We start from the raw sequence: 22,880 nt of genomic DNA on the forward strand, positions 1-22,880 counted from the left end.
CGCTCGTCAATGCTTCCGAACGGTCATTGCTTGGGTTTGTTCGACAGACCCCAGACGTAAGAAGCCAGCACGTGGATCTGTTGCTCGGTCAGTAGGGCGTTTTGGGCCGGCATGACGTTGTTCTTGCCTTCGTTGATCATCTTGGTGATGGCGTCCACGCCCCAGCCGTGCAGCCAGATGTTGTCGGTCAGGTTGGGGGCCCCCAGGGTAGTATTGCCCTTGCCTTCGGCACCGTGGCAGGCGGCACAGGCGGCGAACTTGGGTTTGCCCAGGGTGGCCTTGACCGCGTCGTGCGGGCTGCCCGACAGGCTGAGCACATAGTTGGCCAGGTTGTTCACGTCGTCGGCATTGCCCACCGCGGCGGCCATCGGCGGCATCATGCCGTTGCGGCCGTTGGTGATGGTGGCCTTGATCGCGGCGGGGTCGCCGCCCCACAGCCAGTCGCCATCGGTCAGGTTGGGGAAGCTCTTGCTCCCGCCGGCGTCAGAGCCGTGGCACTGGGCGCAGTAGTTCATGAACAAACGCTCGCCCACGGCCTTGGCGGTCGCATCGCCCGCCAGCTGCTCGGGGGTCTGGTTGTTGAAGGCGGCGTAGATGGGCGCGGTCGCATCCCCGGCCTTCTTCACCTCCGCGGTGTGCTGGCCGGTCGACGACCAGCCCAACTGACCGGCCCACTTGCCGAAAGTGGGGTAGAGGGCGCCGTAGACCAGGGCGAAGATCACGGTGATGATGAACAGGTAGACCCACCATTTGGGCAGCGGGTTGTTCATCTCGCGCAGGTCGCCATCCCAGACGTGGCCGGTGGTGTTGTCGTCGTGGGCCTTGACCTTGGTGGTGCCGCTGATCCACAGCAGCACCAGGCAGGCGATGATGCTGACCAGGGTCAGCCCGGCCACGTAGAGGTGCCAGAAATCGCTAGTGAAGTCGCTCATGATTGTTCTCTCGGTTTCGAGGCTCTTTATTCGTCACGGAAGGGCAACTGGGCCGCTTCGTCGAAGTTCGCCTGGTTGCGCTTGGACCACGCCCACCAGACGATGCCCAGAAAAGTCACCAGGCTGAGCACGGTGACGATGCTTCGCAGGTCATTGACGTCCATTTCGGAGCCCTCCTGGTGTCAACGGACCGCGGTGCCCAGGCCTTGCAGGTAGGCGATGACGGCCTCCAGCTCGGTCTTGCCCTTGACGGCTTCGGTCGACTGGGCGATCTCCTCGTCCGTGTACGGCGCGCCCAGCGTGCGCAGCACTTCCATGCGCTTGGGCATGTCGGCGCCACTGAGGGTGCGCTGCTCCAGCCAGGAGTAGGCCGGCATGTTGGACTCGGGCACCACGTCACGCGGGTTGTTCAAGTGGATGCGGTGCCACTCGTCGGAGTAGCGGCCGCCCACGCGGGCCAGGTCGGGGCCGGTGCGCTTGGAACCCCACTGGAAGGGGCGGTCGTAGACGAATTCCCCGGCCAGCGAGTAGTGGCCGTAGCGCATGGTCTCGGCGTGGAAGGGGCGGATCATCTGCGAGTGGCAGTTGTAGCAGCCTTCGCGCACGTAGATGTCGCGGCCGGCGATCTGCAGGGCGGTGTAGGGCTTGAGGCCCTCCACCGGCTGCGTGGTGGATTTCTGGAAGAACAGCGGAACGATTTCCACCAGACCACCCACCGCCACCACCAGGGTGATGAGGATGATCATCAGCAGGTTGTTGGTTTCGATCCGCTCGTGGGTGAAACCCTTGGGTGCTTCGTGTTGTGCCATGTTATTCAACTCCTCAGGCGTGGACAGCTGCCGCGGGAATGGCCACTTCATTGGCCTGGCCCTGCGCCACGGTTTTCGCAACGTTCCAGGCCATCACGCACATGCCGCCGAGGTACAGCACCCCACCCAGCAGACGGATGACGTAGAACGGGAAGGTGGCCTTGACGGATTCGACAAAGGTGTAGGTCAGCGAACCGTCGGGGTTGACGGCGCGCCACATCAGGCCCTGCATCACACCGGCGATCCACATCGCGGCGATGTAGAGCACGATGCCGATGGTGGCAACCCAGAAGTGCACCTCGATGGCCTTGACGGAATACATCTTGGTCTGGCCGAACAGGCGCGGGATCAGGTAGTACATGGAGCCCATGGTCACCAGACCCACCCAGCCCAGGGCGCCGGAGTGCACGTGGCCCACGGTCCAGTCGGTGTAGTGGCTCAGGGCGTTGACGGTCTTGATCGACATCATCGGGCCTTCGAAGGTGGACATGCCGTAGAACGACAGGGACACGATCAGGAAGCGCAGGATGGGGTCGTCGCGCAGCTTGTGCCAGGCGCCCGACAGGGTCATGATGCCGTTGATCATGCCGCCCCAGCTGGGGGCCAGCAGGATGAGGGAGAACACCATGCCGATGGACTGGGTCCAGTCGGGCAGCGCGGTGTAGTGCAGGTGGTGCGGACCCGCCCACATGTAGGTAAAGATCAGCGCCCAGAAGTGGACGATGGACAGGCGGTAGGAGTAGACCGGGCGCTCGGCCTGCTTGGGAATGAAGTAGTACATCATGCCCAGGAAGCCAGCGGTGAGGAAGAAGCCCACCGCGTTGTGGCCGTACCACCACTGGACCATGGCGTCCTGCACGCCGGCGTAGGCCGAGTAGGAGTGCAGCAGGCCGGTGGGCAGCTGGATGTTGTTGAAGATGTGCAGCAGGGCCACGGCGATGATGAAGGCGCCGAAGAACCAGTTGGCCACGTAGATGTGACGGACCTTGCGGATGCCGACGGTGCCGAAGAACACGATGGCGTAGGCCACCCAGACCAGGGTGATCAGTACGTCGATCGGCCAGATCAGCTCGGCGTATTCCTTGCCCTGGGTGTAGCCCAGCGGCAGGGACACGGCGGCCAGCACGATCACCGCGGTCCAGCCCCAGAAGGTGAAGGCGGCCAGCTTGTCGGAGATGAGGCGGGTCTGGCAGGTGCGCTGCACCACGTAGTAGCTGGTGGCGAACAGGCCGCTACCGCCAAACGCAAAAATCACCGCATTGGTGTGCAGCGGCCGCAGGCGGCCGTAGCTCAACCATTCAATGCCCAGGTTGAGCTCGGGCCAAGTGAGCTGCGCGGCGATGATGACGCCGACCAGCATCCCCACGATGCCCCAGACCACGGTCATGATGGCGAATTGCCTCACGACCTTGTCGTTGTAGACGCCCTTCTGAGCGCCCGCTGTTGTCACAGACATACCTAACTCCTCTTGAAATTCACCACGGTGCAGTATCCGGGGATACCCCAGGGTTCCAGTTGATATATGTCAATCGCTCCGCAAAATGCGTTCGCCTTCGCGTTCGATGTTGTCGAACTGCCCCGATTGCAGGGACCACCAGAACAGACCGATGATGCCCAGCACGAGCAACACGGACAAGGGGATGAGCAGGTAGAGGACTTCCATCGGGGTCACCTCGCTGTGACAGTTTCAGAAACGGGGGCCAAGCGGGACAGGCGCAAGGCGTTGCCGATGACCAGCAGGGAACTGGCGGCCATGCCCAGACCGGCCAGCCAGGGCGGCATCCACCCCAGCAGCGCCAGGGGCACGCACACCGCGTTGTAGCCCGCCGCCCACCAGAGGTTCTGGCGCACGACCGCCATGGTACGCCGGGCGTGCTGCAACGTCAGCACGATGTCGCTCAAACGCCCGCTTTGCACCACGAAATCGGCCTGGGCCTGCGTCAGCGGCGCGCCATGGCCCAGCGCGAACGAGGCGTCGGCCCGGGCCAGCACCGGACCGTCGTTCAGACCGTCGCCCACCATGGCCAGGCGCGAACCGGCCGCCTGGAGGGCTTGCACGTCGGCCAGTTTGTCTTCCGGGGAGGCCTCGGCCACCACCGCGCCCATGCCCAACTGCCGCGCCACCCGGTCGACGGCGCTGCGTCGGTCGCCCGACAGCAGGCGGGTGCGCAGACCGGCACGGTGCAGGGCCGCGATGGCCTCGGTCGCGTCGCTGCGCACCCCCTCGTCCATGACGAAGGTGGCGACCCAGCCGCACGCATCGACCAGGTAGGCGCAAGGCGCGTCGGCCACCGCCTGGCCCTGGGCCAACAGGATGGCCTCGTCCAGACCGCAGTGCCGGGCCGAGCCCAGGCGCCACAGCTGCCCTTGGGCGTCCTGCATCGACAGGCCCCGCCCCGGGGTGTCGTTCACCTCGACGAAGGGCACGCCCTCCCCCGGCCCCGCTGCCAGCGCGATGGCCCGCGACACCGGGTGCAAGGACGTGGCGCTCATGGGCTGGGCCAGGCGCAAGGCCTGGGCGGCGTCCAGGCCCGGGCGGGTCAGGACGTCGCGCAGCACCACCCGGTCCTGGGTCAGGGTGCCGGTCTTGTCGAACACCACGGTGTCCACCGCGGCCAGGGTTTCGAAGGCTTGCAGGCGCCGCACCAGGGTGCCTTGCCCGGCCAGGGCCCCGGCCGCGGCCAGCATGGCCGCCGGCGTGGCCAGCGACAAGGCACACGGGCAGGTGACGATCAGCACCGCCACGGCCACGGCCAGGGCGCGCTGCGGATCGATCTGCCACCAGTACAACCCGGCCACGGCGGCGGCCAACAGCACCAGCAGCAGGAAGGGCGCGGCGATCCGGTCGGCCAACTGCGCCAGCCGGGGTTTTTCGGTGGAGGCGCGCTCCATGAGCGAGACGATCTGGGCGAAGCGGGTGTCGCGCCCCAGGCGGTCGAGTCGCACCAGCACCGGCCCGGCCAGGTTGTAACTGCCGGCCACCACCGCCTCGCCCTGGCGCCGGGTGACGGGGTGGGACTCGCCGGTCAGCAAGGCCTCGTCCACGGTGGCACCGGCGCTCAACACCTCGCCGTCGCCCGGGAAGGCCTGACCGACCTGGACGCGCACCACATCGCCCAGGGCCAGGCGCTTGAGCGAAACGGATTCGAAACCACCGGCCGCGGTCTGGCGTTCGCACTGCTCGGGCAGGCGGTTCATCAGGGCGTCGAGCGCGCCGGCCGTGCGGTCGCGGGCCTTGAATTCCAGGTAGCGCCCGCCCAGCAAGAAAAAAACGAACATGGTGAGCGAGTCGAACCAGACCTCGCCGCCCCAGGGACCGGTGGGCTCGAAGGTGGCGGCGGTGCTGACCAGGAAGGTGACCAGGATGCCGATGGACACCGGCGTGTCCATGCCGACACGGCCGCGCCGGAGGTCGCGCCAGGCCCCCTGAAAAAACGGCCCGCTGGCGAAGAACAGCACCGGCAGGCTCAGCACCCAACTGGCCCAGCGCAGCAATTGTTCGATGTCGGCCGGGATGTCGCCGGGCTCGGTGACGTAGGCCGGCCACGCGTACATCATCACCTGCATCATGCAAAAACCGGCGACGAAGAGGCGCCACAGGGCGCGGCGGGTCTCGGCCAGGCGCTCGCCAATGCCGAGCGCCTGCTGCAGAGGCAGCAGGCGGTAGCCGGTGTCGCCGACGGCGCGGGCCAGGTCGGAAATGCGGGTGCGCGCCGGGTCCCAGCGCACGGTCAGGCGGCGGGTGGCGGCGTGCACCTGGGCCGAAGCCACCCCGGCCCGGCCAGTCAGGGCACTTTCCACGGTGTCGGCACAGGCGGCGCAATACATGCCCTGCACCATCAGCACCGATTCGCACAGGGCCTGGCCGGCCACTTCGCAAGGCTGGGTGAAGACCTGCTGCTCGATCGGGTCGTCCAGCACGCGGAAGTCGTCGTCCACCGTGAGCGGGCCGCGGTGGGTGCCGAAGATCCCCAGGCCGGCCGGCTCCGCCGCTGCAGCGCCCGCACCCGTCACCTGCGCGACGCTCCCGACTTGCCCCACCACCGTCGAATCTGCCATGGTTGGAGCTTACCCCAGAGGACTGCCGCCGCGTTTGACTTACATCAACCGGTCCGGCCCGAACGGTGTTAGGCTGAAAACTCACCTGAGGAGAACGAAGATGTACAAGCGCATTCTGGTGGCCACCGACGGCTCCAAACTGTCCCAGGCCGCGGTCGAGCACACCCTGAAGCTGGCCGACGCCACCGGCGCCGAGGTGGTGGCCCTCAAAGTGGTGCCGCGCTACCCGCAGACCTACTTCGAAGGCGGCATGGCGCTGGCCAACGAGGAAATCCAGCGCATCGAAAAGGAATGGCAGGAAGACGCCCAGGCCGTGGTCAACGCGGTCAAGGCCGAAGGGCAGAAACGGGCCGTCAAGGTCAAGGCCACCACGGTCAAGTCGGACCTGATCGCCGAGGCCGTGATCGCGGCGGCCAAACGCCACAAGGTGGACCTGATCGTGATGGCCTCGCACGGCCGTCGTGGCCTCAAGCGCCTGCTGCTGGGCAGCGAAACCCAGCAGGTGCTGACGCACTCGCACACCCCGGTGCTGGTGTTGCGCTGACGCCGGCTTAGGCGCCCCTCAGCCCGTCAACCCGCGAAGCTGTCGCGGTAGGTGTCGCGCAGCAGGTTCTTCTGCACCTTGCCCATGGCATTGCGCGGCAGGTCTGGCACCAGCACGCAGCGCTTGGGCACCTTGTAATTGGCCAACGAGGCCTTGAGCGCAGCCAGCACCGCCTCGGGCACCATCGCCGCCCCTGGCCGGGCCACCACCAGGGCCACGCCCACCTCGCCGAAATCGGGGTGCGGCACGCCCACCACCGCGCTTTCGACCACGCCCGGCAGTTCGTTGATGACGCTTTCGATTTCCGCCGGGTAGACGTTGTAGCCGCCGCTGATGATGAGGTCCTTGTTGCGACCGACGATGCTGAGGTAGCCGCGCCCGTCCTGCTGGCCGACATCGCCGGTGCGGAACCAGCCGTCGGCGGTGAATGCCTCGCGGTTTTTTTCGGGCATGCGCCAGTATCCCTGGAACACGTTGGGGCCACGCACCTGGATGTGCCCGACCGTCCCCGTGGCCACGGGGTGGTCGCGGTCGTCCACCAGACGCAAGGACACCCCGGGCAGAGGAAAGCCCACCGTCCCGCCCCGGCGCTCGGCCTGGCCGCCGTGGCGCGCATCGGCGCGGTAGGGGTTGGAGGTGAGCATGGTGGTTTCGCTCATGCCGTAGCGCTCCAGGATGGTTTGGCCAGTGCGCGCCTGCCAGGCCCGGAAGGTGTCGATCAGCAAGGGCGCCGAGCCCGAGACGAACAGGCGCATGTGGCGGGCCGCTTCGGCATCGAGCCGGGGGTCGGCCAGCAGGCGCACGTACAAGGTGGGCACGCCCATGAAGACGGTCGCCCGAGGCAGCCAGGCGATCACCTGGGACGGCTCGAACTGGACGCACCAGAGCATGGGGCTGCCGTTGAGCAGGGCGGCGTGGATGGCCACGAACAGGCCGTGCACGTGGAAGATCGGCAGGGCATGGATGAGCACATCGCCGGACTGCCAGCCCCAGTAGGCGTGGAGCACCTGGGCGTTGCTCAACAGGTTGCCGTGGCTCAGCATGGCCCCCTTGCTGCGCCCGGTGGTGCCGCTGGTGTAGAGGATGGCGGCCAGGTCGTCGGCGGCACAGGGCACCAGCGTCTGCACGTCGCTGTGGTGGGCCGCCCGCTCCAGCAGGCTGCCGCTGCGGTCGTCGCCCAGGGTGAACACCGCTTGGGCGCCGGCCTTGAAGGCGATCTTGCTGACCCAGCCGAAATGGGCGGGCGTGCAGACCACGACCGCGGGCTCGGCGTCGGCGATGAAATACCCGATCTCGGCCTTCTGGTAGGCGGTGTTCAAGGGCAGGAACACCAGACCGGCGCGCAGGGTGGCCAGGTAGAGCACCATGGCCTCCACCGATTTGTCCACCTGTGCGGCCACCCGGGCGCCCTCGGGCAGACCCAAGGACTGCAGCAGGTTGGCCACCATGGCGCTGGCACGGTCCAGGTCGCGCCAGGTGTAGACCAGGCCCTGGTCGGTTTCCACCGCCCAGGTGTCCAGGTCGGCGGGGAAGGCCGCGCGCAAGGCGGCATACAGGTTCTGGTTCGAAGTGCTCATGCCCAACACCGGAAACTTGGTGGACCCACAGCCCGCCTCAAGGGCGGGAGGGGCGTTGCGCCCAGCGCCACAGCGCCAGACCCGCCAGCACCATGGGCAAACTCAGCCACTGCCCCATGCTCAGCCCCAGACCGAGCAGACCGAGGTGGGCATCGGGTTCGCGGAAGAATTCGGCGGTAAAACGCATGCTCCCATAGCCCGTCAGGAAGGCGGCGGAGACCTCGCCCACTCGGCGCGGCCGGCGGGCGTACAGCCACAGCAGCACGAACAACAACAGGCCTTCCAACAAAAACTGGTAGAGCTGCGAGGGGTGGCGCGGCAGCGGGCCCGCGCCGCGGAACACCATGCCCCAGGGCAGCGCGGGATCGGCCACCCGCCCCCACAGCTCGCCGTTGATGAAGTTGCCGATGCGGCCCGCGGCCAAGCCGGTGGGCACGCAGGGGGCCACGAAGTCCATCACCTGCAACCAGGGGCGCTGGCGGCTGCGGGCGAACCAGGCCATGGCCAGCAACACGCCGATCAGGCCGCCGTGGAAGCTCATGCCCCCTTCCCACACGGCGAACACGCTCAACGGGTGGGCCAGGTAGTCCAGCGGCTTGTAGAACAGCACGTAACCCAGGCGCCCGCCCAGGATGACGCCGAGCACGCCCAGGAACAGGATGTCTTCCACGTCGCGGCGCGCCCAGGCCTGCGCCCCCGTGAGCGAGGCGAAGGGCTCGTGACCCAGGCGCCGGGTGCCCAGCCACAGAAACAGGCCAAAGGCCGCCAGGTAGGTCAGGCCGTACCAATGGATGGCCAGCGGCCCCAGCTGCAGGGCCACCGGATCGATTTGCGGGTACATCAACATGCGCGCATTGTGCCTGCAAAGCACACAGCCCCTGGGGCGGACCGCAGGGGCTGTGCAGAGGGAATGGCGACGGGGCTCAGTCGTCCAGCAGCGACAGGTCGCGCACCGCGCCCTTGTCGGCGCTGGTGGCCAGCAACGCGTAGGCCTTCAGCGCGGCCGACACCTTGCGCGGGCGCGGCTGCGCCGGCTTCCAGCCCTTGGCGTCCTGCTCGGCACGGCGGGCGGCCAGTTCGTCGTCGCTCAGCAGCACGTCGATCGAACGGTTGGGGATGTCGATGCGGATGCGGTCGCCGTTGCGCACCAGGCCGATGGCGCCACCGGCCGCCGCCTCGGGAGAGCAGTGGCCGATGGACAGGCCCGAGGTGCCGCCCGAGAAACGGCCGTCGGTGAGCAGCGCGCAGGCCTTGCCCAGGCCCTTGGACTTGATGTAGCTGGTCGGGTAGAGCATTTCCTGCATGCCCGGGCCGCCCTTGGGGCCTTCGTAACGCACGATCACCACGTCGCCGGCCTTCACCTTGTCGGCCAGGATGTCGGCCACCGCCTCGTCCTGCGACTCGGTCACGTAGGCCGAGCCCTCGAACACCAGGATGGACTCGTCCACGCCCGCGGTCTTGACCACGCAGCCGTCCAGGGCGATGTTGCCGTGCAGCACAGCCAGACCGCCTTCCTTGCTGAAAGCGTGGTCGTAGGAGCGGATGCAGCCCTCGGCGCGGTCGGTGTCCAGGCTGGGCCAGCGGGTGGCTTGGCTGAAGGCCACCTGGGTGGGGATGCCGGCCGGGCCGGCCATGTAGAAGGTCTTGACTTCGTCGGACGGTGCGCGAGCGATGTCCCACTGGTCCAGCGCGTCCTTCATGGTTTTGGCGTGGATGGTGGGCACGTCGGTGTGCAGCTTGCCGGCGCGGTCCAACTCACCCAGAATGGCCATGATGCCGCCCGCGCGGTGCACGTCCTCGATGTGGTACTTGTTGGTGTTGGGCGCGACCTTGCACAGCTGCGGCACCTCCCGCGACAGGCGGTCGATGTCCTTCATGGTGAAGTCGATGCCGGCCTCCTGGGCGATGGCCAGCAGGTGCAGGATGGTGTTGGTGGAACCGCCCATGGCGATGTCCAGGGTGATGGCGTTCTCGAAGGCCTTGAAACCCACCGAGCGCGGCAGCACCGATTCGTCATCCCCTTCGTAGTAGCGCCGGCACAGTTCCACCGCCAGGCGGCCGGCGCGCTTGAACAGCTGTTCGCGGTCGGCGTGGGTGGCCACCACGGTGCCGTTGCCGGGCAGGCTCAGGCCCAGCGCCTCGGTCAGGCAGTTCATCGAGTTGGCGGTGAACATGCCCGAACAAGAACCGCAGGTCGGGCAGGCCGAACGCTCGACCTCGGCCAGGTCGGCGTCGCTGACCTTGTCGTCCACGGCCATCACCATGGCGTCCACCAGGTCCAGCTTCTTGATCTGGATGGTCTGGGTGCCCGGCACCGCCAGGCGCACCTTGCCGGCTTCCATGGGGCCGCCCGAGACGAAAACGACCGGGATGTTCAGGCGCATGGCGGCCATCAGCATGCCAGGGGTAATTTTGTCGCAGTTGGAGATGCACACCAGCGCGTCGGCGCAGTGGGCGTTGACCATGAACTCGACCGAATCGGCGATCAGGTCGCGGCTGGGCAGCGAGTACAACATGCCGTCGTGGCCCATGGCAATGCCGTCGTCCACGGCGATGGTGTTGAATTCCTTGGCCACGCCACCGGCGGCCTCGATCTCGCGCGCCACCAGCTGGCCCAGGTCCTTCAGGTGGACGTGGCCGGGGACAAACTGGGTGAAGCTGTTGGCGATGGCGATGATGGGCTTGGAAAAATCATCGTCCTTCATGCCGGTGGCGCGCCACAGGGAGCGCGCACCCGCCATGTTGCGGCCGGCGGTAGAGGTTTTGGAACGGTAGACGGGCATGGGAAAGCTCTCTCAGAAAACGGGCCAACCCGGCAAACCGGGCCAACTTGGAATTATGCGGCAGGCGCCCCGGCCCCAGCCCCCGACCCGGGCGGAACCCTGGCCAGGCCACGGGATTTCAGCGCTTGGGTTTGACCGGCATGCCCAGGCGTTTGCGACTCTCGTTGATGCGATCGAGCTTGCGCTGCGCTTCCTTTTCCATGGCCTTGCGTCGGGTGTAGCCGGTCTTGTCGGCAAACGCCCACCACAGCACGGTCAAGGCGAAGGGCGACAGCACCCACCACCAGGACCAATCGGCCACCGGCCCCACGGCCAGGTATTTGAGCAACAGCAACACCACCCCCAGAACCAACAGGTACATGGCTCAACCTCCTGTGACGCCCCGCGTTTCGAGTGCAACAAGTCGTAAGGGCTCGACCAGCGCACAAAAGACTGCCCGTAGAATCGGGCCGTCCATCAACCGTATTCTCACCCAAGGAAGTCACGATGAAACGCGCACTGCTCATCCTCGCTGCCAGCACCGTGGTGGCCCTGCCCGCCATGGCCGACGAAGCCCTGGCCAAATCCAAGAACTGCATGGCCTGCCACGCCGTGGACAAAAAGCTGGTGGGCCCGGCTTACAAAGAAGTGGCCAAGAAGTACGCCGGCGACAAAACCGCCGCCGACAAGCTGGCCACCAAGATCGTCAAGGGCGGTTCTGGCGTGTGGGGCGCGATCCCGATGCCGGCCAACCCGCAGGTGAGCGAAGCCGACGCCAAGAAACTGGCCGCCTGGGTGCTGGGCCTGAAGTAATTCGCCGGCTCTGCCCACAAAAAAACCCGCAGCAGGCTGCGGGTTTTTTTGTGCCTGCGCCCCATCCGTGCGGAGGGGGCGCCCGGTGCATCAGTTGGTCTTGGCCAACTGCTCCAGGATGTGCGGGTTCTCCAGGGTGGAGGTGTCCTGGGTCACGGCTTCGCCCTTGGCCAGCGAGCGCAGCAGGCGGCGCATGATCTTGCCGGAGCGGGTCTTGGGCAGGTTTTCACCGAAGCGGATTTCCTTGGGCTTGGCGATCGGGCCGATCTCCTTGGCCACCCAGTTGCGCAGTTCGTTGGCCAGGGCCTTGGCTTCGTCACCGGTCGGGATCGGGCGCTTGAGCACCACGAAGGCCACGATGGCTTCGCCGGTCAGGTCGTCCGGACGACCCACCACGGCGGCTTCGGCCACCAGGTCGGTCTTGCCCACCAGCGCGGATTCGATTTCCATCGTGCCCATGCGGTGGCCGGACACGTTCAGCACGTCGTCGATGCGGCCGGTGATGCGGAAGTAACCGCGGTCGGCGCTGCGCACGGCACCGTCGCCAGCCAGGTAGTAGCCCTTGAGCTCTTCGGGGAAGTAGCTCTTCTTGAAACGCTCCGGGTCGCCCCAGATGGTGCGGATCATGGACGGCCAGGGGCGCTTGACCACCAGGATGCCGCCCGCGCCGTTGGGCACGTCGTTGCCGGTCTCGTCCACGATGGCGGTCATGATGCCCGGCAGCGGCAGCGTGCAGGAACCCGGCACCAGCGGCGTGGCGCCCGGCAGCGGGGTGATCATGTGGCCGCCGGTTTCGGTCTGCCAGAAGGTGTCCACGATCGGGCAACGCTCGCCGCCGATGTGCTTGTAGTACCACATCCAGGCTTCGGGGTTGATCGGCTCACCGACCGAGCCCAGGATGCGCACGGACGACAGGTCCCAGTTCTTCGGGTGCACCTTCTCGTCGGTGTCCGCGGCCTTGATCAACGAGCGGATGGCGGTGGGCGCGGTGTAGAAGATGGTGCACTTGTGCTTCTCGATCATCTGCCAGAAGCGGCCTGCGTTCGGGTAGGTGGGCACACCTTCGAACACGATCTGGGTGGCGCCGGCGGCCAACGGGCCGTAGGCCACGTAGCTGTGGCCGGTGATCCAGCCGATGTCGGCGGTGCACCAGAACACGTCGTTGTCCTTCAGGTCGAAGGTCCAGTTCATGGTCAGGTTGGCCCACAGCAGGTAGCCACCGGTGCTGTGCTGCACGCCCTTGGGCTTGCCGGTGGAGCCGGAGGTGTAGAGCACGAACAGCGGGTGCTCGGCGCCCACCATTTCGGCCGGGCAGTCGGTGGACTGCTGGGCCATTTCTTCGTGCATGAAGGTGTCGCGGCCGGCCACCATGTTCACGGCGGTCGGGGTGCGCTGGTACACCAGCACGCTGCGGATGGTCTCGCAACCGCCCATGGCCAGGGCTTCGTCCACGATGGACTTGAGCGGCAGCTCCTTGCCACCGCGCATCTGGTAGTTGGCGGTGACCACGGCCACGGCACCGGCGTCCTGGATGCGGTCTTTCAGCGCGCCGGCGGAGAAACCACCGAACACCACGCTGTGGGTCGCGCCGATGCGGGCACAGGCCTGCATCGCCACCACGCCTTCGATGGTCATCGGCATGTACAGAACGACGCGGTCGCCCTTCTTCACGCCTTTGGCCTTGAGCACGTTGGCAAACTGGCTGACCTTGGCCAGCAGTTCCTTGTAGGTGACCTTGGTCACCTCGCCGCCGTCGGCTTCGAAGATGATGGCGGTCTTGTTCTCTGTCGGGGTGCCCATGTGGCGGTCCAGACAGTTGTAGGAGGCGTTCAGTTCACCGTCCTGGAACCACTTGTAGAACGGGGCCTCGGACTCGTCCAGCACTTGGGTGAAAGGCTTGTGCCAGGCCAGCAGCTCTTTGGCGCGCTTGCCCCAGAAGCCTTCAAAATCCTGCTCGGCCTCGGCGCACAGGGCGTTGTAGGCATCCATGCCGGCGATGCGAGCGGACGCGACGGTGGCGGCGCTGGGCTCGAACACGCGGTTTTCCACGAGCGTGGATTGGATGGCGGTGGATGGTTCGGACATGCAAGGTCTCCTCTAGGGGGTCAGGGAACATTCAACCCTGCGGACTGTGCGCAAAATCTCTGACGAGGCTCTTACACAAGACTGCCGACGCTGTAAAGCACACACTCTACAATTGATCAGATCTGTGCGACCCCGTGGTTGCCCCCATTGCGCCCAACATGACGACCCCCCTCAAACCCATCGCCCCCCTGCCGAAACTGATTTTTGCCAGCCGTTGGCTGCAATTGCCGCTTTACATCGGCCTGATCGCGGCCCAGGGCATCTACGTCTTCCACTTCTGGGTGGAGCTGGTCCACCTGATCGAAGCGGCCTTCGGCAACGAGGTGGCGCTGCAGAAGCTGATCACCAGCATCGGCTATGTCACCACCACCCAAATCAACGGACTCAACGAAACCATCATCATGCTGGTGGTGCTGGCCCTGATCGACGTGGTGATGATCTCCAACCTGCTGATCATGGTGATCGTGGGTGGCTACGAAACCTTCGTCAGTCGCATGGGCCTGGAAAGCCACCCCGACCAGCCGGAATGGCTCAGCCACGTCAACGCCTCGGTGCTGAAGGTGAAGCTGGCCACGGCCATCATCGGCATCAGCTCGATCCACCTGCTCAAGACCTTCATCAACGCCGCCAACTATTCGGAGAAGGTGTTGATGTGGCAGACCATCATCCACGTGGTGTTCCTGCTCAGCGCCATGGCCATCGCCATGACCGACCGGCTGCTGCACCGCCCTTCCGCCGACGACGGCCATTGAGCCGAACGCCCCTTCCCCGCCAACCGCATCCGAAAGACAGCCATGACCGCCATCAAGCAGGAAGACCTGATCCAGTCCATCGCCGACGCCTTCCAGTACATCAGCTTCTACCACCCGCTGGACTACATCCAGGCGCTGGGCGAAGCTTATGAGCGCGAGCAAAGCCCCGCCGCCAAGGACGCGATCGCGCAGATCCTGACCAACAGCCGCATGAGCGCCGAAGGCCACCGCCCGATCTGCCAGGACACCGGCATTGCCGTGGTGTTCCTGAAAGTGGGCATGAACGTGACCTGGCCCGACGCGACGATGAGCGTGCAGGACATGATCAACGAAGGCGTGCGCCGCGCCTACCTGAACCCGGACAACCCGCTGCGAGCCTCGGTGCTGGCCGACCCGGCCGGCGCCCGCAAGAACACCAAGGACAACACCCCCGCGGTGGTGCACTACGAAATCGTGCCGGGTGACCACGTGGAGGTGATCTGTGCGGCCAAGGGCGGCGGCTCGGAGAACAAGTCCAAGTTTTACGCGCTCAACCCGTCCGACTCGGTGGTGGACTGGGTGCTGAAAACCGTGCCCACCATGGGCGCCGGCTGGTGTCCGCCGGGCATTCTGGGCATCGGCATCGGCGGCACACCGGAAAAGGCGCTGCTGCTGGCCAAGGAGTCGCTGATGGCGCCGGTGGACATCCACGAACTGATCGACAAGAAGAAGTCCGGCGCCGCGCTGAGCCGCGTGGAAGAACTGCGCCTGGAACTGTACGAGAAGGTCAACGCCCTGGGCATTGGCGCGCAAGGCCTGGGCGGCCTGACCACGGTGGTGGACGTGAAGATCCTGGACTACCCCACCCACGCGGCCTCCCTGCCCGTGGCCATGATCCCCAACTGCGCGGCCACCCGCCACGTGCACTTCCACCTGGACGGCAGCGGCCCCGCCACCCTGGAGCCGCCCAAGCTGGAAGACTGGCCGGCCGTGACCTGGACGCCGGACACGAAAAGCGCCACCCGCGTCAACCTGGACACGCTGACCAAGGAAGAAGTGGCCAGCTGGAAAGTGGGACAGAAACTGCTGCTCAACGGCAAGATGCTGACCGGCCGCGACGCCGCGCACAAGCGCATCCAGGACATGCTGGCCAAGGGCGAGCCGCTGCCGGTGGACTTCACCAACCGCGTGATCTACTACGTGGGCCCGGTGGACCCGGTGGGCGACGAAGTGGTCGGCCCCGCCGGCCCGACCACCGCCACCCGCATGGACAAATTCACCCGCATGATGCTGGAGAAGACCGGCCTGATCTCGATGATCGGCAAGTCCGAACGCGGCCCAGTCGCCATCGAAGCCATCAAGGACAACAAGAGTGCTTACCTGATGGCCGTGGGCGGTTCCGCCTACCTGGTGGCCAAGGCCATCAAGGCCGCCAAGGTGGTGGGCTTTGCCGACCTGGGCATGGAAGCCATCTACGAATTCGATGTGAAGGACATGCCTGTGACCGTGGCTGTGGACTCCAGCGGCGACAACGTGCACGAAAGCGGCCCGGCCGAATGGAGCAAGCGCATCGGCAGCGGCGAGTTCAAAGGGATTGCCGTGACAGCGGGCTGAACCCCTCCGACCCCAGCAAAAACCCCGGCATGCCGGGGTTTTTTGTGGAGTGTCAGTGCAAATGGCGCGGCTTGCGTGGGCCGCCATGCCCGCCGGTGGGGCCGCTGCCACGGGGCGGTTTGCCCAACTGCATGGAGCTGACGAGCGCGTCGAAACGGTCGGTGAACAGGCGGTCCACCGCTGCCACCACATCGCCCAGTTCCGACGCGTCGAAATGGCGCTCCATCAGGTGCACCACGTCCTGCACCAGCATGTCGCGCTGCACCTGCATGATGGCCGCCGGCGTCGGGCCCACGAAACACATGACGAAGTCGTCGCGGGCTTCAGCGTCCGGGTCGCCGTCTTCCTCTTCGTCGAATTCGATGTCGTAGAAGGACACTTCGATCGCCGCGCCGGTGGCAGCGATGTCGTTCAGGCCCATACAGGCCTCGTCGATGGCCAGACGGAAATCCTCGTCGCCCTCGAGGGTCCAGCACATCTGCAGCAGGTGCTGCTTGGGGTCGAAACGGATGCCGGGTTCGTCTTCGTAGGCGCTGGGGGCGGCGTCGATCAGCGAACGGGCACCGGCATAGGCCCACAGGGGCTTGAGCGCCTCCTGGATCTGGTTGTAGTCCACGTCGTCGCGCAGGTGGATGTCCCCGTGGACATGGATCTCAAAAGGCGGAGGTTGGTGGCTCATGGTGTTGCTCGCTGGTGGGCGCCGAAGGCGCGTTCCTGCCCTTTTCGACAGGGACCGATTGTAAATCCTGGGGCCGGACCGTGCCCGCTACAATCCCCGACAGCCCGGCGAGCGTGGTGAAATTGGTAGACACACAGGACTTAAAATCCTGAGGCCTCACGGCCGTGCGGGTTCGATTCCCGCCGCTCGCACCAGCCGCCGGAGGCCGCGGCGCCAGGCCCGGCCAGCGGCCACTCAACGCCCAGGGCCGGCCTGCAGCCAGTCGGCGTAACGGCGCCGCGTCTCTTCAGACACCTCCTCCAGCACCTGTTCCAGCGTCGCGCGCTGGCGCGCCAGCAGCCGCGCCGAGGCCACAGTTTTCGACTTGCAGAACCAGTGGCAGGTGTGCTGCATCAGCACCATTTCGGCCAGCAGGCAGCGCGCCTTGGCCTTGGCCGATCGCCCGGTCGCGTTCTCGGCCACGGACTGCAAGCCCTGGGCGTGCAGGGCCAGGGCGGCACGCAAGTCCAGCGTGGCGGCGGGCCACCACTTGTCCGCCAGCGGCCAGCGGCAGATGCGGGTGTCGGCGGCGGGCACACGGGCCATGTCGGCCGACAGACCCGCGAACTGCGAGGCGAGTTCGCGCTCGGCCCCGGTCAGCACTTGCCAGACCTGCTCGCGCCGCTGCGGGTCGTCCTCGCCCAGCGCCCGCAGGTAGCCCTCGGTCAGCTGCGCCATCAGCCGCTCGATCTGGTAGCCACGCAAATGACCGCCCAGCAAGGCGATGCGGCGGCGCTCGTCGCGCCACTTGACCACGTAGGCGCCCAGCGCCAGCAAAACAAACCAGACCAAAGTGTCCATGGAGACGGTCGCAAAATCGCTGAAAAATGTGGCAGGTCAAACAGAAGGCTGGCAAATCAAGGACTTGCGCCCGCCATACCGGACTTCCCCACAGTTGTGCACACACTTGTCCAGCGAATCGCGGGACAAGTACCGGGAAAACCCTTCAGGCCGTCCCCGGCGCCGCACGCGAACCCCCGCGCCGGGCCGCCTGGCGCGCCTTGCGCTCGGCGGCGAGGTCGGCCTCGTGTTGCAGGGCCGCCTGCAACCAGCGGGTGTGTTCCTCGGGGGTTTCCAGGGTGATGGGACCGAGCGCCCCGGTGCGAAAGTCGGTCAGCAGGATTTCGGCGGCCTTCTGCGCGTTCAGGCGCCCGCCCGGCAACAAGGCCCCGCGCTTGCGGCCCACCGCGGTGAGCAACTCGTCTTCCTTGCACCGGGCCACGGCCTCGGCCGTCCAACCCCATTTGTAACGCGCTTCCAATTGCGCACCGTAAGGCCCTTTGAGCGCCTTGAGCAGCTCCAGCGCCACCTCTTCCTCGTCGTAGGCGTTGCGGCCCACCGCCCCGCTGGCGGCCAGGTGGTAGCCGCTTTCGGGCACCACGATCTTGGGCCAGAGCATGCCGGGGGTGTCGTAGAGGTAAAAATCGTCGGCCAGAGCGATGCGCTGCTCCTGCTTGGTGATGCCGGCCTCGTCCCCGGTTTTGGTGGCGCGCTTGCCCACCAGGGTGTTGATGAGGGTGGACTTACCCACGTTGGGAATGCCGCCGATGAGCACGCGCATGGGCTTGACCATGCCGCCGCGGTGCGGCGCCAGTTCGTGGCATGCGGCGATGAGCGCGCGCGCCGGCGCCACCGTGCCGGCGTGCAGGCCGATGGCGCGGGTGTCGGGCTGGGCGTTGTAATGCGCCAGCCACAACGCGGTGCGCGCCGGATCGGCCAGGTCCTGCTTGTTCAGCACCTTGAGCGTGGGCTTGCCCGCGGTGAGCTGGGCCAGCATGGGGTTGGCGCTGGAGCCCGGCAGGCGGGCGTCCAGCATCTCGATCACGACATCGATCTCCTTGATGCGTTCCAGAATCGCCTTTTTGGTGGCGTGCATGTGACCGGGAAACCACTGAACCGACATGGGCGGCGCTCCTTGGGGTGTCTGCAGGAAATCAGGCGTGTTCGGCCAGCCAGCGGCGCAGTTCGGCCACCGAATGGGCCACGAAACGCGGCTGGAATTCGGCGAAACCGGCCGGGTCGTGGGCGCCGTAGCTCACGCCGACGCTGGCGCAGCCGGCGTTGACCGCCATCTGCAGGTCGTGGGTGGTGTCGCCGATCATCAGGGTGCGTGCCGGGTCCACGCCGAATTCGCGCATCAGCTCCTGCAGCATCAGGGGGTGCGGCTTGCCGGCGGTTTCGTCGGCGGTGCGGGAGCCGTCGAACAAGCCCTGCAACTCCACCGCTTGCAAGGCTTCGTCCAGCCCGCGGCGGCTTTTGCCGGTGGCCACCGCCAACCAATGGTGGCGGTCGCGGAGTTCATCCAGCAGGGGCAGCACCCCGTCAAACAGGCTGATGTCGTGCTGGTGCGCCCAGTAGTGGTGGCGGTAGCGCTCGCCCAGGCGCGGGTAGTGCTCGGGCGGCACGTCGGGGGCGGCGTGCGCCAGGGCCTGCATCAGCCCCATGCCGATGACCCAGGAGGCCTGCTCGGCCGTGGGCTCGCGCCCGCCCACGTCGCGCACCGCGGCCTGGATGCAGCGCACGATGATGGCGGTGGAGTCGAACAGGGTGCCGTCCCAGTCGAAGGCGATCAGGTCGAATTGGCGTGGACGCATGGCACGGTGGGCAAGAAAAACAAAAGGGCGCATTGTGCGCCCTTTTTCACACGCCTGACGGCGCGGGGGTTCAGATGCGGAAGGTGTCCAGATCCTGCCCGGCGGCCAAAGCGGCCTTGACCCAATCAGGTTTGCGGCCCGGACCACCAGACCACAGTTCGCCGTTGGGGCCACGGTATTTGGCGGCGGCCTTGGATTTGGGGGCCGCGGCCTTGCGGCCGGCACCGCTGTTTCCACCCAGATCTTCCACGGTGATGCCGTATTCGCGCATTTGGGCTTTGATGCCGGCGATCACATTGGCCAATTCCTGTTTGCGCACCTGTTCTGCTTGCTGCATCAGGGCCTGGGCTTGGGAAACCAGTTCGCTGTAAGTTGCCATGAAACGACGTCCTTCTATTGAATAAAACCGGAATTATTCTAACCCCAAAATCGAAGGCACCCCACCCCAATTTTTCAATTCGGGTGGCAAAGGCGCCCGCAATTGCACCGGGGCTTGCGACACCGGATGGGCAAACCCCAATTGCCAGGCGTGCAGAAACATCCGCTTCAGGCCGTGGCGTTGCAACAGCCGATTGAGTTCGAAGTCGCCGTATTTGTCGTCGCCCAATATCGGGTGTCCCGCGTGGGACAAATGCACCCTGATTTGGTGCGTGCGGCCGGTCTTGATCGTCACCGCCAGCAAGGTGAATGCCTGCTCGGCCTGCACCGGCCAATCGGCCGGCGGCGTCACCGCGCCCAAAACCCGGACCAGGGTGATGGAACGCATGCCTTCGGGATCGTCGGGGGTGGTGACGCGCACGCGCCGCTCGCCATCGGGCAGCAGGTATTTGTGCAGGGGCCAGTCGAGCACTTTCTGGCGCGCCGGCCACGCCCCCTTGACCAGGGCCAAATAGGTCTTGTCGGTTTCGCGTTCGCGGAATTGGTCCTGCAACGCACGCAATGCGCTTTTCTTCTTGGCAATCAGCAGAATGCCGCTGGTTTCGCGATCGAGCCGGTGCACCAGTTCCAGCAGGGGGGCCGCGGGCAGGGCCTGGCGCAATTGCTCGATCACCCCAAACGACACGCCGCTGCCGCCGTGCACCGCCACGCCGGCCGGTTTGTCGATGGCCAGCAGGGCCGCATCGTCCCACAGGAGTGGGAATTGCCGCGCCGGTGCCGGGTGTTGCGCTTTCTGTTCGGCGCGTTCGCTCAAACGGATGGGCGGCACGCGGATCTGGTCGCCCGCCTGCACGCGGGTATCGGCCTGGGCCCGGCCTTTGTTGACCCGCACCTCACCGGACCGGATGATGCGGTAAATGTGGGTTTTGGGCACGCCTTTGAGTTCGCGCACCAGGTAATTGTCGAGCCGTTGTCCGGCAGATTCGCCATCGACGGTGAAATGGCGAACGGTGGCCGGAGCGGGAGAAGAAGGGGTCGCCATGCGGGCTGTGCTGGACGGGGTCGGCTCGGCCACGGGCGCGGCGCCGACCGGGTTTCGTGAAACGGGCGCTGGCGTCTATAATGGACATTCCCAGCGGTGGCTGCAAGTGTTTGATTTGCCTCAGAGTTTAAGGCACGCACGGTGAGTGGCCAGACTGGGAAGGTTGCCAGCCTGTGCCCATGCGCCCCTGCCGTCGCTTCCAGACGCCGGGCGCTCGCACACAGGCGAGCCAGCGTCACCGAACAGCGAACCCGATACGGAATACCCCAAACGCTCAGCCGTCCACCCCATTGGCGGGGCTGAGCGCGGACCCAAGTGAACCCAGAGACCCACAGGCAAACGCAGTGTCAAGCACCGACTTGCCCCCTTTGATCACCCAACGCCACGCGCCTATGCCTGGGCAGGACTGAGCACGCGCGGCGCGCCCCTCTGGCGCACCGCCCGGCTGCAGCGGCCACAGGCTCTCCGGCAATTCCTCCTCGTTCGCGCCGTTCCGACGCCGGTTCATGGCTCATGCCCCCACCCGGGGCGCCGTAGTCAGTGAAACTGAGGAACGCACATGAAGCGCATGTTGATCAACGCCACGCAGGCCGAAGAGCGCCGCCTGGCGATCGTGGACGGGCAGAAACTGCTCGATTACGAAATCGAAATCGAAGGGCGCGAGCAGCGCAAGGGCAACATCTACAAGGCCGTCGTCACCCGCGTCGAGCCGTCGCTGGAAGCCTGTTTTGTTGATTACGGCGAAGAACGCCACGGCTTTTTGCCGTTCAAGGAAATCTCGCGCATGTACTTCAAGGAAGGTGTTTCGCCTTCCCAGGCGCGCATCCAGGACGTGATCCGCGAGGGCCAGGAACTGCTGGTCCAGGTGGAAAAGGAAGAGCGCGGCAACAAGGGGGCTGCACTCACCACCTTCGTCAGCCTGGCCGGCCGCTACGTGGTGCTGATGCCCAACAACCCGCGCGGCGGTGGCGTGAGCCGCCGCATCGAGGGCGAGGACCGTGCCGAACTGAAAGCCGCGCTGGAGCAGCTGGAATACCCCAACGGCATGAGCATCATCGCCCGCACCGCCGGGATCGGGCGCGACGCGGCCGAACTGCAGTGGGACCTGAACTACCTGCTCAAGCTCTGGAGCGCCATCGACGGCGCCGCCAAGGGCGGCAAGGGCGCCTTCCTGATCTACCAGGAATCGAGCCTGGTGATCCGCGCCATCCGCGACTACTTCAACAGCGACATCGGTGAGATCCTGATCGACACCGACGACATTTACGAGCAGGCGCACCAGTTCATGGCGCACGTGATGCCGGAGCACGGTCACCGCGTCAAACGCTACCGCGATGACGCCCCGCTGTTCAGCCGCTTCCAGATCGAGCACCAGATCGAAACCGCCTACAGCCGCACGGTGCAACTGCCCAGCGGCGGCGCCATCGTGATCGACCAGACCGAAGCGCTGGTGGCGGTGGACGTGAACTCGGCACGCGCCATCAAGGGCGGCGACATCGAGGAAACCGCCACCCGCACCAACCTGGAAGCCGCCGACGAAGTGGCGCGCCAGGCCCGCCTGCGCGACCTGGGCGGCCTGATCGTGATCGACTTCATCGACATGGAGGAAAGCCGCAACCGCCGCGAGGTGGAAAACCGCCTGCGCGACGCGCTGCGCCAGGACCGCGCCCGCGTGCAGTTCGGCTCCATCAGCAAGTTCGGCCTGCTGGAAATGAGCCGCCAGCGCCTGCGCCCGACGCTGGCCGAAGGCGCCTCCATCCCCTGCCCGCGCTGCGGCGGCTCCGGCCACATCCGCGACACCGAATCTTCCGCGCTGCAGATCCTGCGCATCATCCAGGAAGAGTCGCTGAAGGACAGCACCGCCGCCGTGCTGGTGCAGGTGCCGGTCGAGGTGGCCAGCTTCCTGCTGAACGAAAAGCGCACCGAGATCACCAAGATCGAACTGAAGCAGCGCATCAACGTGCTGCTGGTGCCCAACAAGTCGCTGGACACGCCGCACTACAAGCTGGAGCGCATCAAGCACGACGACCCGCGCCTGGACAACCTGGACGCCAGCTACAAACTGGCCGACGAGGTGGACGACGTGGCCGCCGTGACGCGCCGCAGCCAGGAACGCACCAACAAGCAGGAACCGGTGATCAAGGGCGTGCTGCCCGACGGCCCGGCCCCGGTGGCCGCCCCCAAACCCGAAGCCGTGGCCCCTGCGCCCGCACCGGTGGCTG

At 66.2% G+C, this 22,880-nt stretch carries 22 protein-coding genes and 1 tRNA gene; 6 read left to right on the forward strand and 17 right to left on the reverse strand.

Features of this window, described 5'->3' with window-relative positions:
• Nucleotides 1-23: 23 nt before the first annotated feature.
• The 6 genes from ccoP to CON77_RS02830 all read right to left on the reverse strand — a co-directional run bounded on the left by ccoP (nucleotide 24) and on the right by CON77_RS02830 (nucleotide 5,800).
• The gene (ccoP, locus tag CON77_RS02805) at nucleotides 24-932 is read right to left on the reverse strand and encodes a cytochrome-c oxidase, cbb3-type subunit III (RefSeq protein WP_101047620.1); all 909 of its coding nucleotides are present in this window, start codon (nucleotides 930-932) and stop codon (nucleotides 24-26) included.
• 26 nt (nucleotides 933-958) lie between these two features.
• Nucleotides 959-1,096 carry a cbb3-type cytochrome oxidase subunit 3 gene (locus CON77_RS02810; protein ID WP_101047621.1) on the reverse strand — a complete coding sequence of 46 codons (138 nt, stop codon included), beginning with the start codon at nucleotides 1,094-1,096 and terminating at the stop codon, nucleotides 959-961.
• 18 nt (nucleotides 1,097-1,114) lie between these two features.
• Complete coding sequence (gene ccoO / locus CON77_RS02815; protein WP_198552246.1) at nucleotides 1,115-1,741, reverse strand: cytochrome-c oxidase, cbb3-type subunit II; 627 nt, start codon at nucleotides 1,739-1,741, stop codon at nucleotides 1,115-1,117.
• A gap of 13 nt (nucleotides 1,742-1,754) precedes the next feature.
• The gene (gene ccoN / locus CON77_RS02820; RefSeq protein ID WP_101047623.1) at nucleotides 1,755-3,197 is read right to left on the reverse strand and encodes a cytochrome-c oxidase, cbb3-type subunit I; all 1,443 of its coding nucleotides are present in this window, start codon (nucleotides 3,195-3,197) and stop codon (nucleotides 1,755-1,757) included.
• A 69-nt stretch (nucleotides 3,198-3,266) separates the two neighbouring features.
• Nucleotides 3,267-3,404: a cbb3-type cytochrome oxidase assembly protein CcoS gene (gene ccoS, locus CON77_RS02825; protein WP_101047624.1), complete on the reverse strand. Its 138-nt coding sequence runs from the start codon at nucleotides 3,402-3,404 to the stop codon at nucleotides 3,267-3,269.
• Nucleotides 3,405-3,409: 5 nt separating this feature from the next.
• Nucleotides 3,410-5,800, reverse strand: a complete 2,391-nt coding sequence (locus CON77_RS02830; protein ID WP_101047625.1) for a heavy metal translocating P-type ATPase — start codon at nucleotides 5,798-5,800, stop codon at nucleotides 3,410-3,412.
• A 100-nt stretch (nucleotides 5,801-5,900) separates the two neighbouring features.
• Between CON77_RS02830 and CON77_RS02835 the strand changes: the two genes are divergently transcribed.
• Entirely contained in the window at nucleotides 5,901-6,344 is a 444-nt protein-coding gene (locus CON77_RS02835; protein WP_101047626.1) for a universal stress protein, read from the forward strand.
• Between the two features lie 26 nt (nucleotides 6,345-6,370).
• Here CON77_RS02835 and CON77_RS02840 read toward each other — a convergent pair whose 3' ends face one another.
• The 4 genes from CON77_RS02840 to CON77_RS02855 all read right to left on the reverse strand — a co-directional run bounded on the left by CON77_RS02840 (nucleotide 6,371) and on the right by CON77_RS02855 (nucleotide 11,065).
• A complete protein-coding gene (locus CON77_RS02840) occupies nucleotides 6,371-7,921 on the reverse strand; it encodes a malonate--CoA ligase (RefSeq protein WP_101047627.1) in 1,551 nt (516 codons plus the stop codon).
• Between the two features lie 37 nt (nucleotides 7,922-7,958).
• Nucleotides 7,959-8,768, reverse strand: coding sequence for a prolipoprotein diacylglyceryl transferase (gene lgt / locus CON77_RS02845; RefSeq protein WP_101047628.1), 810 nt, complete (start codon nucleotides 8,766-8,768; stop codon nucleotides 7,959-7,961).
• A 76-nt stretch (nucleotides 8,769-8,844) separates the two neighbouring features.
• The gene (gene ilvD, locus CON77_RS02850) at nucleotides 8,845-10,704 is read right to left on the reverse strand and encodes a dihydroxy-acid dehydratase (RefSeq protein ID WP_101047629.1); all 1,860 of its coding nucleotides are present in this window, start codon (nucleotides 10,702-10,704) and stop codon (nucleotides 8,845-8,847) included.
• 118 nt (nucleotides 10,705-10,822) lie between these two features.
• Complete coding sequence (locus CON77_RS02855) at nucleotides 10,823-11,065, reverse strand: TIGR04438 family Trp-rich protein (RefSeq protein WP_101047630.1); 243 nt, start codon at nucleotides 11,063-11,065, stop codon at nucleotides 10,823-10,825.
• A 125-nt stretch (nucleotides 11,066-11,190) separates the two neighbouring features.
• Here CON77_RS02855 and CON77_RS02860 point away from each other — a divergent pair, with 125 nt between their 5' ends.
• Nucleotides 11,191-11,496 carry a c-type cytochrome gene (locus CON77_RS02860; RefSeq protein WP_101047631.1) on the forward strand — a complete coding sequence of 102 codons (306 nt, stop codon included), beginning with the start codon at nucleotides 11,191-11,193 and terminating at the stop codon, nucleotides 11,494-11,496.
• A gap of 90 nt (nucleotides 11,497-11,586) precedes the next feature.
• On the opposite strand, the gene acs is transcribed toward CON77_RS02860, so the two are convergent.
• Nucleotides 11,587-13,581 carry an acetate--CoA ligase gene (gene acs / locus CON77_RS02865; protein WP_101047632.1) on the reverse strand — a complete coding sequence of 665 codons (1,995 nt, stop codon included), beginning with the start codon at nucleotides 13,579-13,581 and terminating at the stop codon, nucleotides 11,587-11,589.
• A 158-nt stretch (nucleotides 13,582-13,739) separates the two neighbouring features.
• Between acs and CON77_RS02870 the strand changes: the two genes are divergently transcribed.
• Together CON77_RS02870 and CON77_RS02875 are read left to right on the forward strand one after the other, a co-directional pair.
• Nucleotides 13,740-14,333, forward strand: coding sequence for a TIGR00645 family protein (locus CON77_RS02870; RefSeq protein ID WP_101047642.1), 594 nt, complete (start codon nucleotides 13,740-13,742; stop codon nucleotides 14,331-14,333).
• A 42-nt stretch (nucleotides 14,334-14,375) separates the two neighbouring features.
• Nucleotides 14,376-15,926 carry a fumarate hydratase gene (locus tag CON77_RS02875; RefSeq protein WP_101047633.1) on the forward strand — a complete coding sequence of 517 codons (1,551 nt, stop codon included), beginning with the start codon at nucleotides 14,376-14,378 and terminating at the stop codon, nucleotides 15,924-15,926.
• A 52-nt stretch (nucleotides 15,927-15,978) separates the two neighbouring features.
• Here the strand turns inward: CON77_RS02875 and CON77_RS02880 are convergent, their stop codons facing one another.
• A complete protein-coding gene (locus CON77_RS02880) occupies nucleotides 15,979-16,605 on the reverse strand; it encodes a DUF6806 family protein (protein ID WP_101047634.1) in 627 nt (208 codons plus the stop codon).
• 107 nt (nucleotides 16,606-16,712) lie between these two features.
• On the opposite strand from CON77_RS02880, the gene CON77_RS02885 reads away from it, so the two are divergent.
• A tRNA-Leu gene (locus CON77_RS02885) sits at nucleotides 16,713-16,799 on the forward strand.
• 40 nt (nucleotides 16,800-16,839) lie between these two features.
• On the opposite strand, the gene CON77_RS02890 is transcribed toward CON77_RS02885, so the two are convergent.
• From CON77_RS02890 to CON77_RS02910, 5 genes are all read right to left on the reverse strand, one after another.
• Nucleotides 16,840-17,445, reverse strand: a complete 606-nt coding sequence (locus tag CON77_RS02890) for a hypothetical protein (protein WP_101047635.1) — start codon at nucleotides 17,443-17,445, stop codon at nucleotides 16,840-16,842.
• Nucleotides 17,446-17,590: 145 nt separating this feature from the next.
• Nucleotides 17,591-18,547, reverse strand: coding sequence for a ribosome biogenesis GTPase YlqF (gene ylqF, locus CON77_RS02895; protein WP_101047636.1), 957 nt, complete (start codon nucleotides 18,545-18,547; stop codon nucleotides 17,591-17,593).
• Nucleotides 18,548-18,578: 31 nt separating this feature from the next.
• On the reverse strand, nucleotides 18,579-19,238 hold the full coding sequence (locus CON77_RS02900) for an HAD family hydrolase (protein ID WP_101047637.1): 660 nt from the start codon (nucleotides 19,236-19,238) through the stop codon (nucleotides 18,579-18,581).
• Between the two features lie 70 nt (nucleotides 19,239-19,308).
• Nucleotides 19,309-19,617 (reverse strand): H-NS histone family protein, encoded by a 309-nt coding sequence (locus CON77_RS02905; protein WP_101047638.1) that lies wholly within the window; start codon nucleotides 19,615-19,617, stop codon nucleotides 19,309-19,311.
• 33 nt (nucleotides 19,618-19,650) lie between these two features.
• Entirely contained in the window at nucleotides 19,651-20,658 is a 1,008-nt protein-coding gene (locus CON77_RS02910) for an RluA family pseudouridine synthase (protein WP_101047643.1), read from the reverse strand.
• Between the two features lie 559 nt (nucleotides 20,659-21,217).
• Here CON77_RS02910 and CON77_RS02915 point away from each other — a divergent pair.
• The coding region (locus CON77_RS02915; protein ID WP_157826826.1) for an Rne/Rng family ribonuclease at nucleotides 21,218-22,880 on the forward strand (1,663 nt) is incomplete at its 3' end.

The organism is Macromonas nakdongensis, from assembly GCF_002837145.1.
GTDB classification, from domain to species: Bacteria; Pseudomonadota; Gammaproteobacteria; order Burkholderiales; family Burkholderiaceae_C; genus Macromonas_B; species Macromonas_B nakdongensis.

What these genes read in the sequence shown, in the direction of transcription:
- ccoP (WP_101047620.1), bottom strand. Translation starts at nt 932, where the DNA reads ATGAGCGACTTCACTAGCGATTTCTGGCACCTCTACGTGGCCGGGCTG.
- CON77_RS02810 (WP_101047621.1), bottom strand. Translation starts at nt 1,096, where the DNA reads ATGGACGTCAATGACCTGCGAAGCATCGTCACCGTGCTCAGCCTGGTG.
- ccoO (WP_198552246.1), bottom strand. Translation starts at nt 1,741, where the DNA reads ATGGCACAACACGAAGCACCCAAGGGTTTCACCCACGAGCGGATCGAA.
- ccoN (WP_101047623.1), bottom strand. Translation starts at nt 3,197, where the DNA reads ATGTCTGTGACAACAGCGGGCGCTCAGAAGGGCGTCTACAACGACAAG.
- ccoS (WP_101047624.1), bottom strand. Translation starts at nt 3,404, where the DNA reads ATGGAAGTCCTCTACCTGCTCATCCCCTTGTCCGTGTTGCTCGTGCTG.
- CON77_RS02830 (WP_101047625.1), bottom strand. Translation starts at nt 5,800, where the DNA reads ATGGCAGATTCGACGGTGGTGGGGCAAGTCGGGAGCGTCGCGCAGGTG.
- CON77_RS02835 (WP_101047626.1), top strand. Translation starts at nt 5,901, where the DNA reads ATGTACAAGCGCATTCTGGTGGCCACCGACGGCTCCAAACTGTCCCAG.
- CON77_RS02840 (WP_101047627.1), bottom strand. Translation starts at nt 7,921, where the DNA reads ATGAGCACTTCGAACCAGAACCTGTATGCCGCCTTGCGCGCGGCCTTC.
- lgt (WP_101047628.1), bottom strand. Translation starts at nt 8,768, where the DNA reads ATGTTGATGTACCCGCAAATCGATCCGGTGGCCCTGCAGCTGGGGCCG.
- ilvD (WP_101047629.1), bottom strand. Translation starts at nt 10,704, where the DNA reads ATGCCCGTCTACCGTTCCAAAACCTCTACCGCCGGCCGCAACATGGCG.
- CON77_RS02855 (WP_101047630.1), bottom strand. Translation starts at nt 11,065, where the DNA reads ATGTACCTGTTGGTTCTGGGGGTGGTGTTGCTGTTGCTCAAATACCTG.
- CON77_RS02860 (WP_101047631.1), top strand. Translation starts at nt 11,191, where the DNA reads ATGAAACGCGCACTGCTCATCCTCGCTGCCAGCACCGTGGTGGCCCTG.
- acs (WP_101047632.1), bottom strand. Translation starts at nt 13,581, where the DNA reads ATGTCCGAACCATCCACCGCCATCCAATCCACGCTCGTGGAAAACCGC.
- CON77_RS02870 (WP_101047642.1), top strand. Translation starts at nt 13,740, where the DNA reads ATGACGACCCCCCTCAAACCCATCGCCCCCCTGCCGAAACTGATTTTT.
- CON77_RS02875 (WP_101047633.1), top strand. Translation starts at nt 14,376, where the DNA reads ATGACCGCCATCAAGCAGGAAGACCTGATCCAGTCCATCGCCGACGCC.
- CON77_RS02880 (WP_101047634.1), bottom strand. Translation starts at nt 16,605, where the DNA reads ATGAGCCACCAACCTCCGCCTTTTGAGATCCATGTCCACGGGGACATC.
- CON77_RS02890 (WP_101047635.1), bottom strand. Translation starts at nt 17,445, where the DNA reads ATGGACACTTTGGTCTGGTTTGTTTTGCTGGCGCTGGGCGCCTACGTG.
- ylqF (WP_101047636.1), bottom strand. Translation starts at nt 18,547, where the DNA reads ATGTCGGTTCAGTGGTTTCCCGGTCACATGCACGCCACCAAAAAGGCG.
- CON77_RS02900 (WP_101047637.1), bottom strand. Translation starts at nt 19,238, where the DNA reads ATGCGTCCACGCCAATTCGACCTGATCGCCTTCGACTGGGACGGCACC.
- CON77_RS02905 (WP_101047638.1), bottom strand. Translation starts at nt 19,617, where the DNA reads ATGGCAACTTACAGCGAACTGGTTTCCCAAGCCCAGGCCCTGATGCAG.
- CON77_RS02910 (WP_101047643.1), bottom strand. Translation starts at nt 20,658, where the DNA reads ATGGCGACCCCTTCTTCTCCCGCTCCGGCCACCGTTCGCCATTTCACC.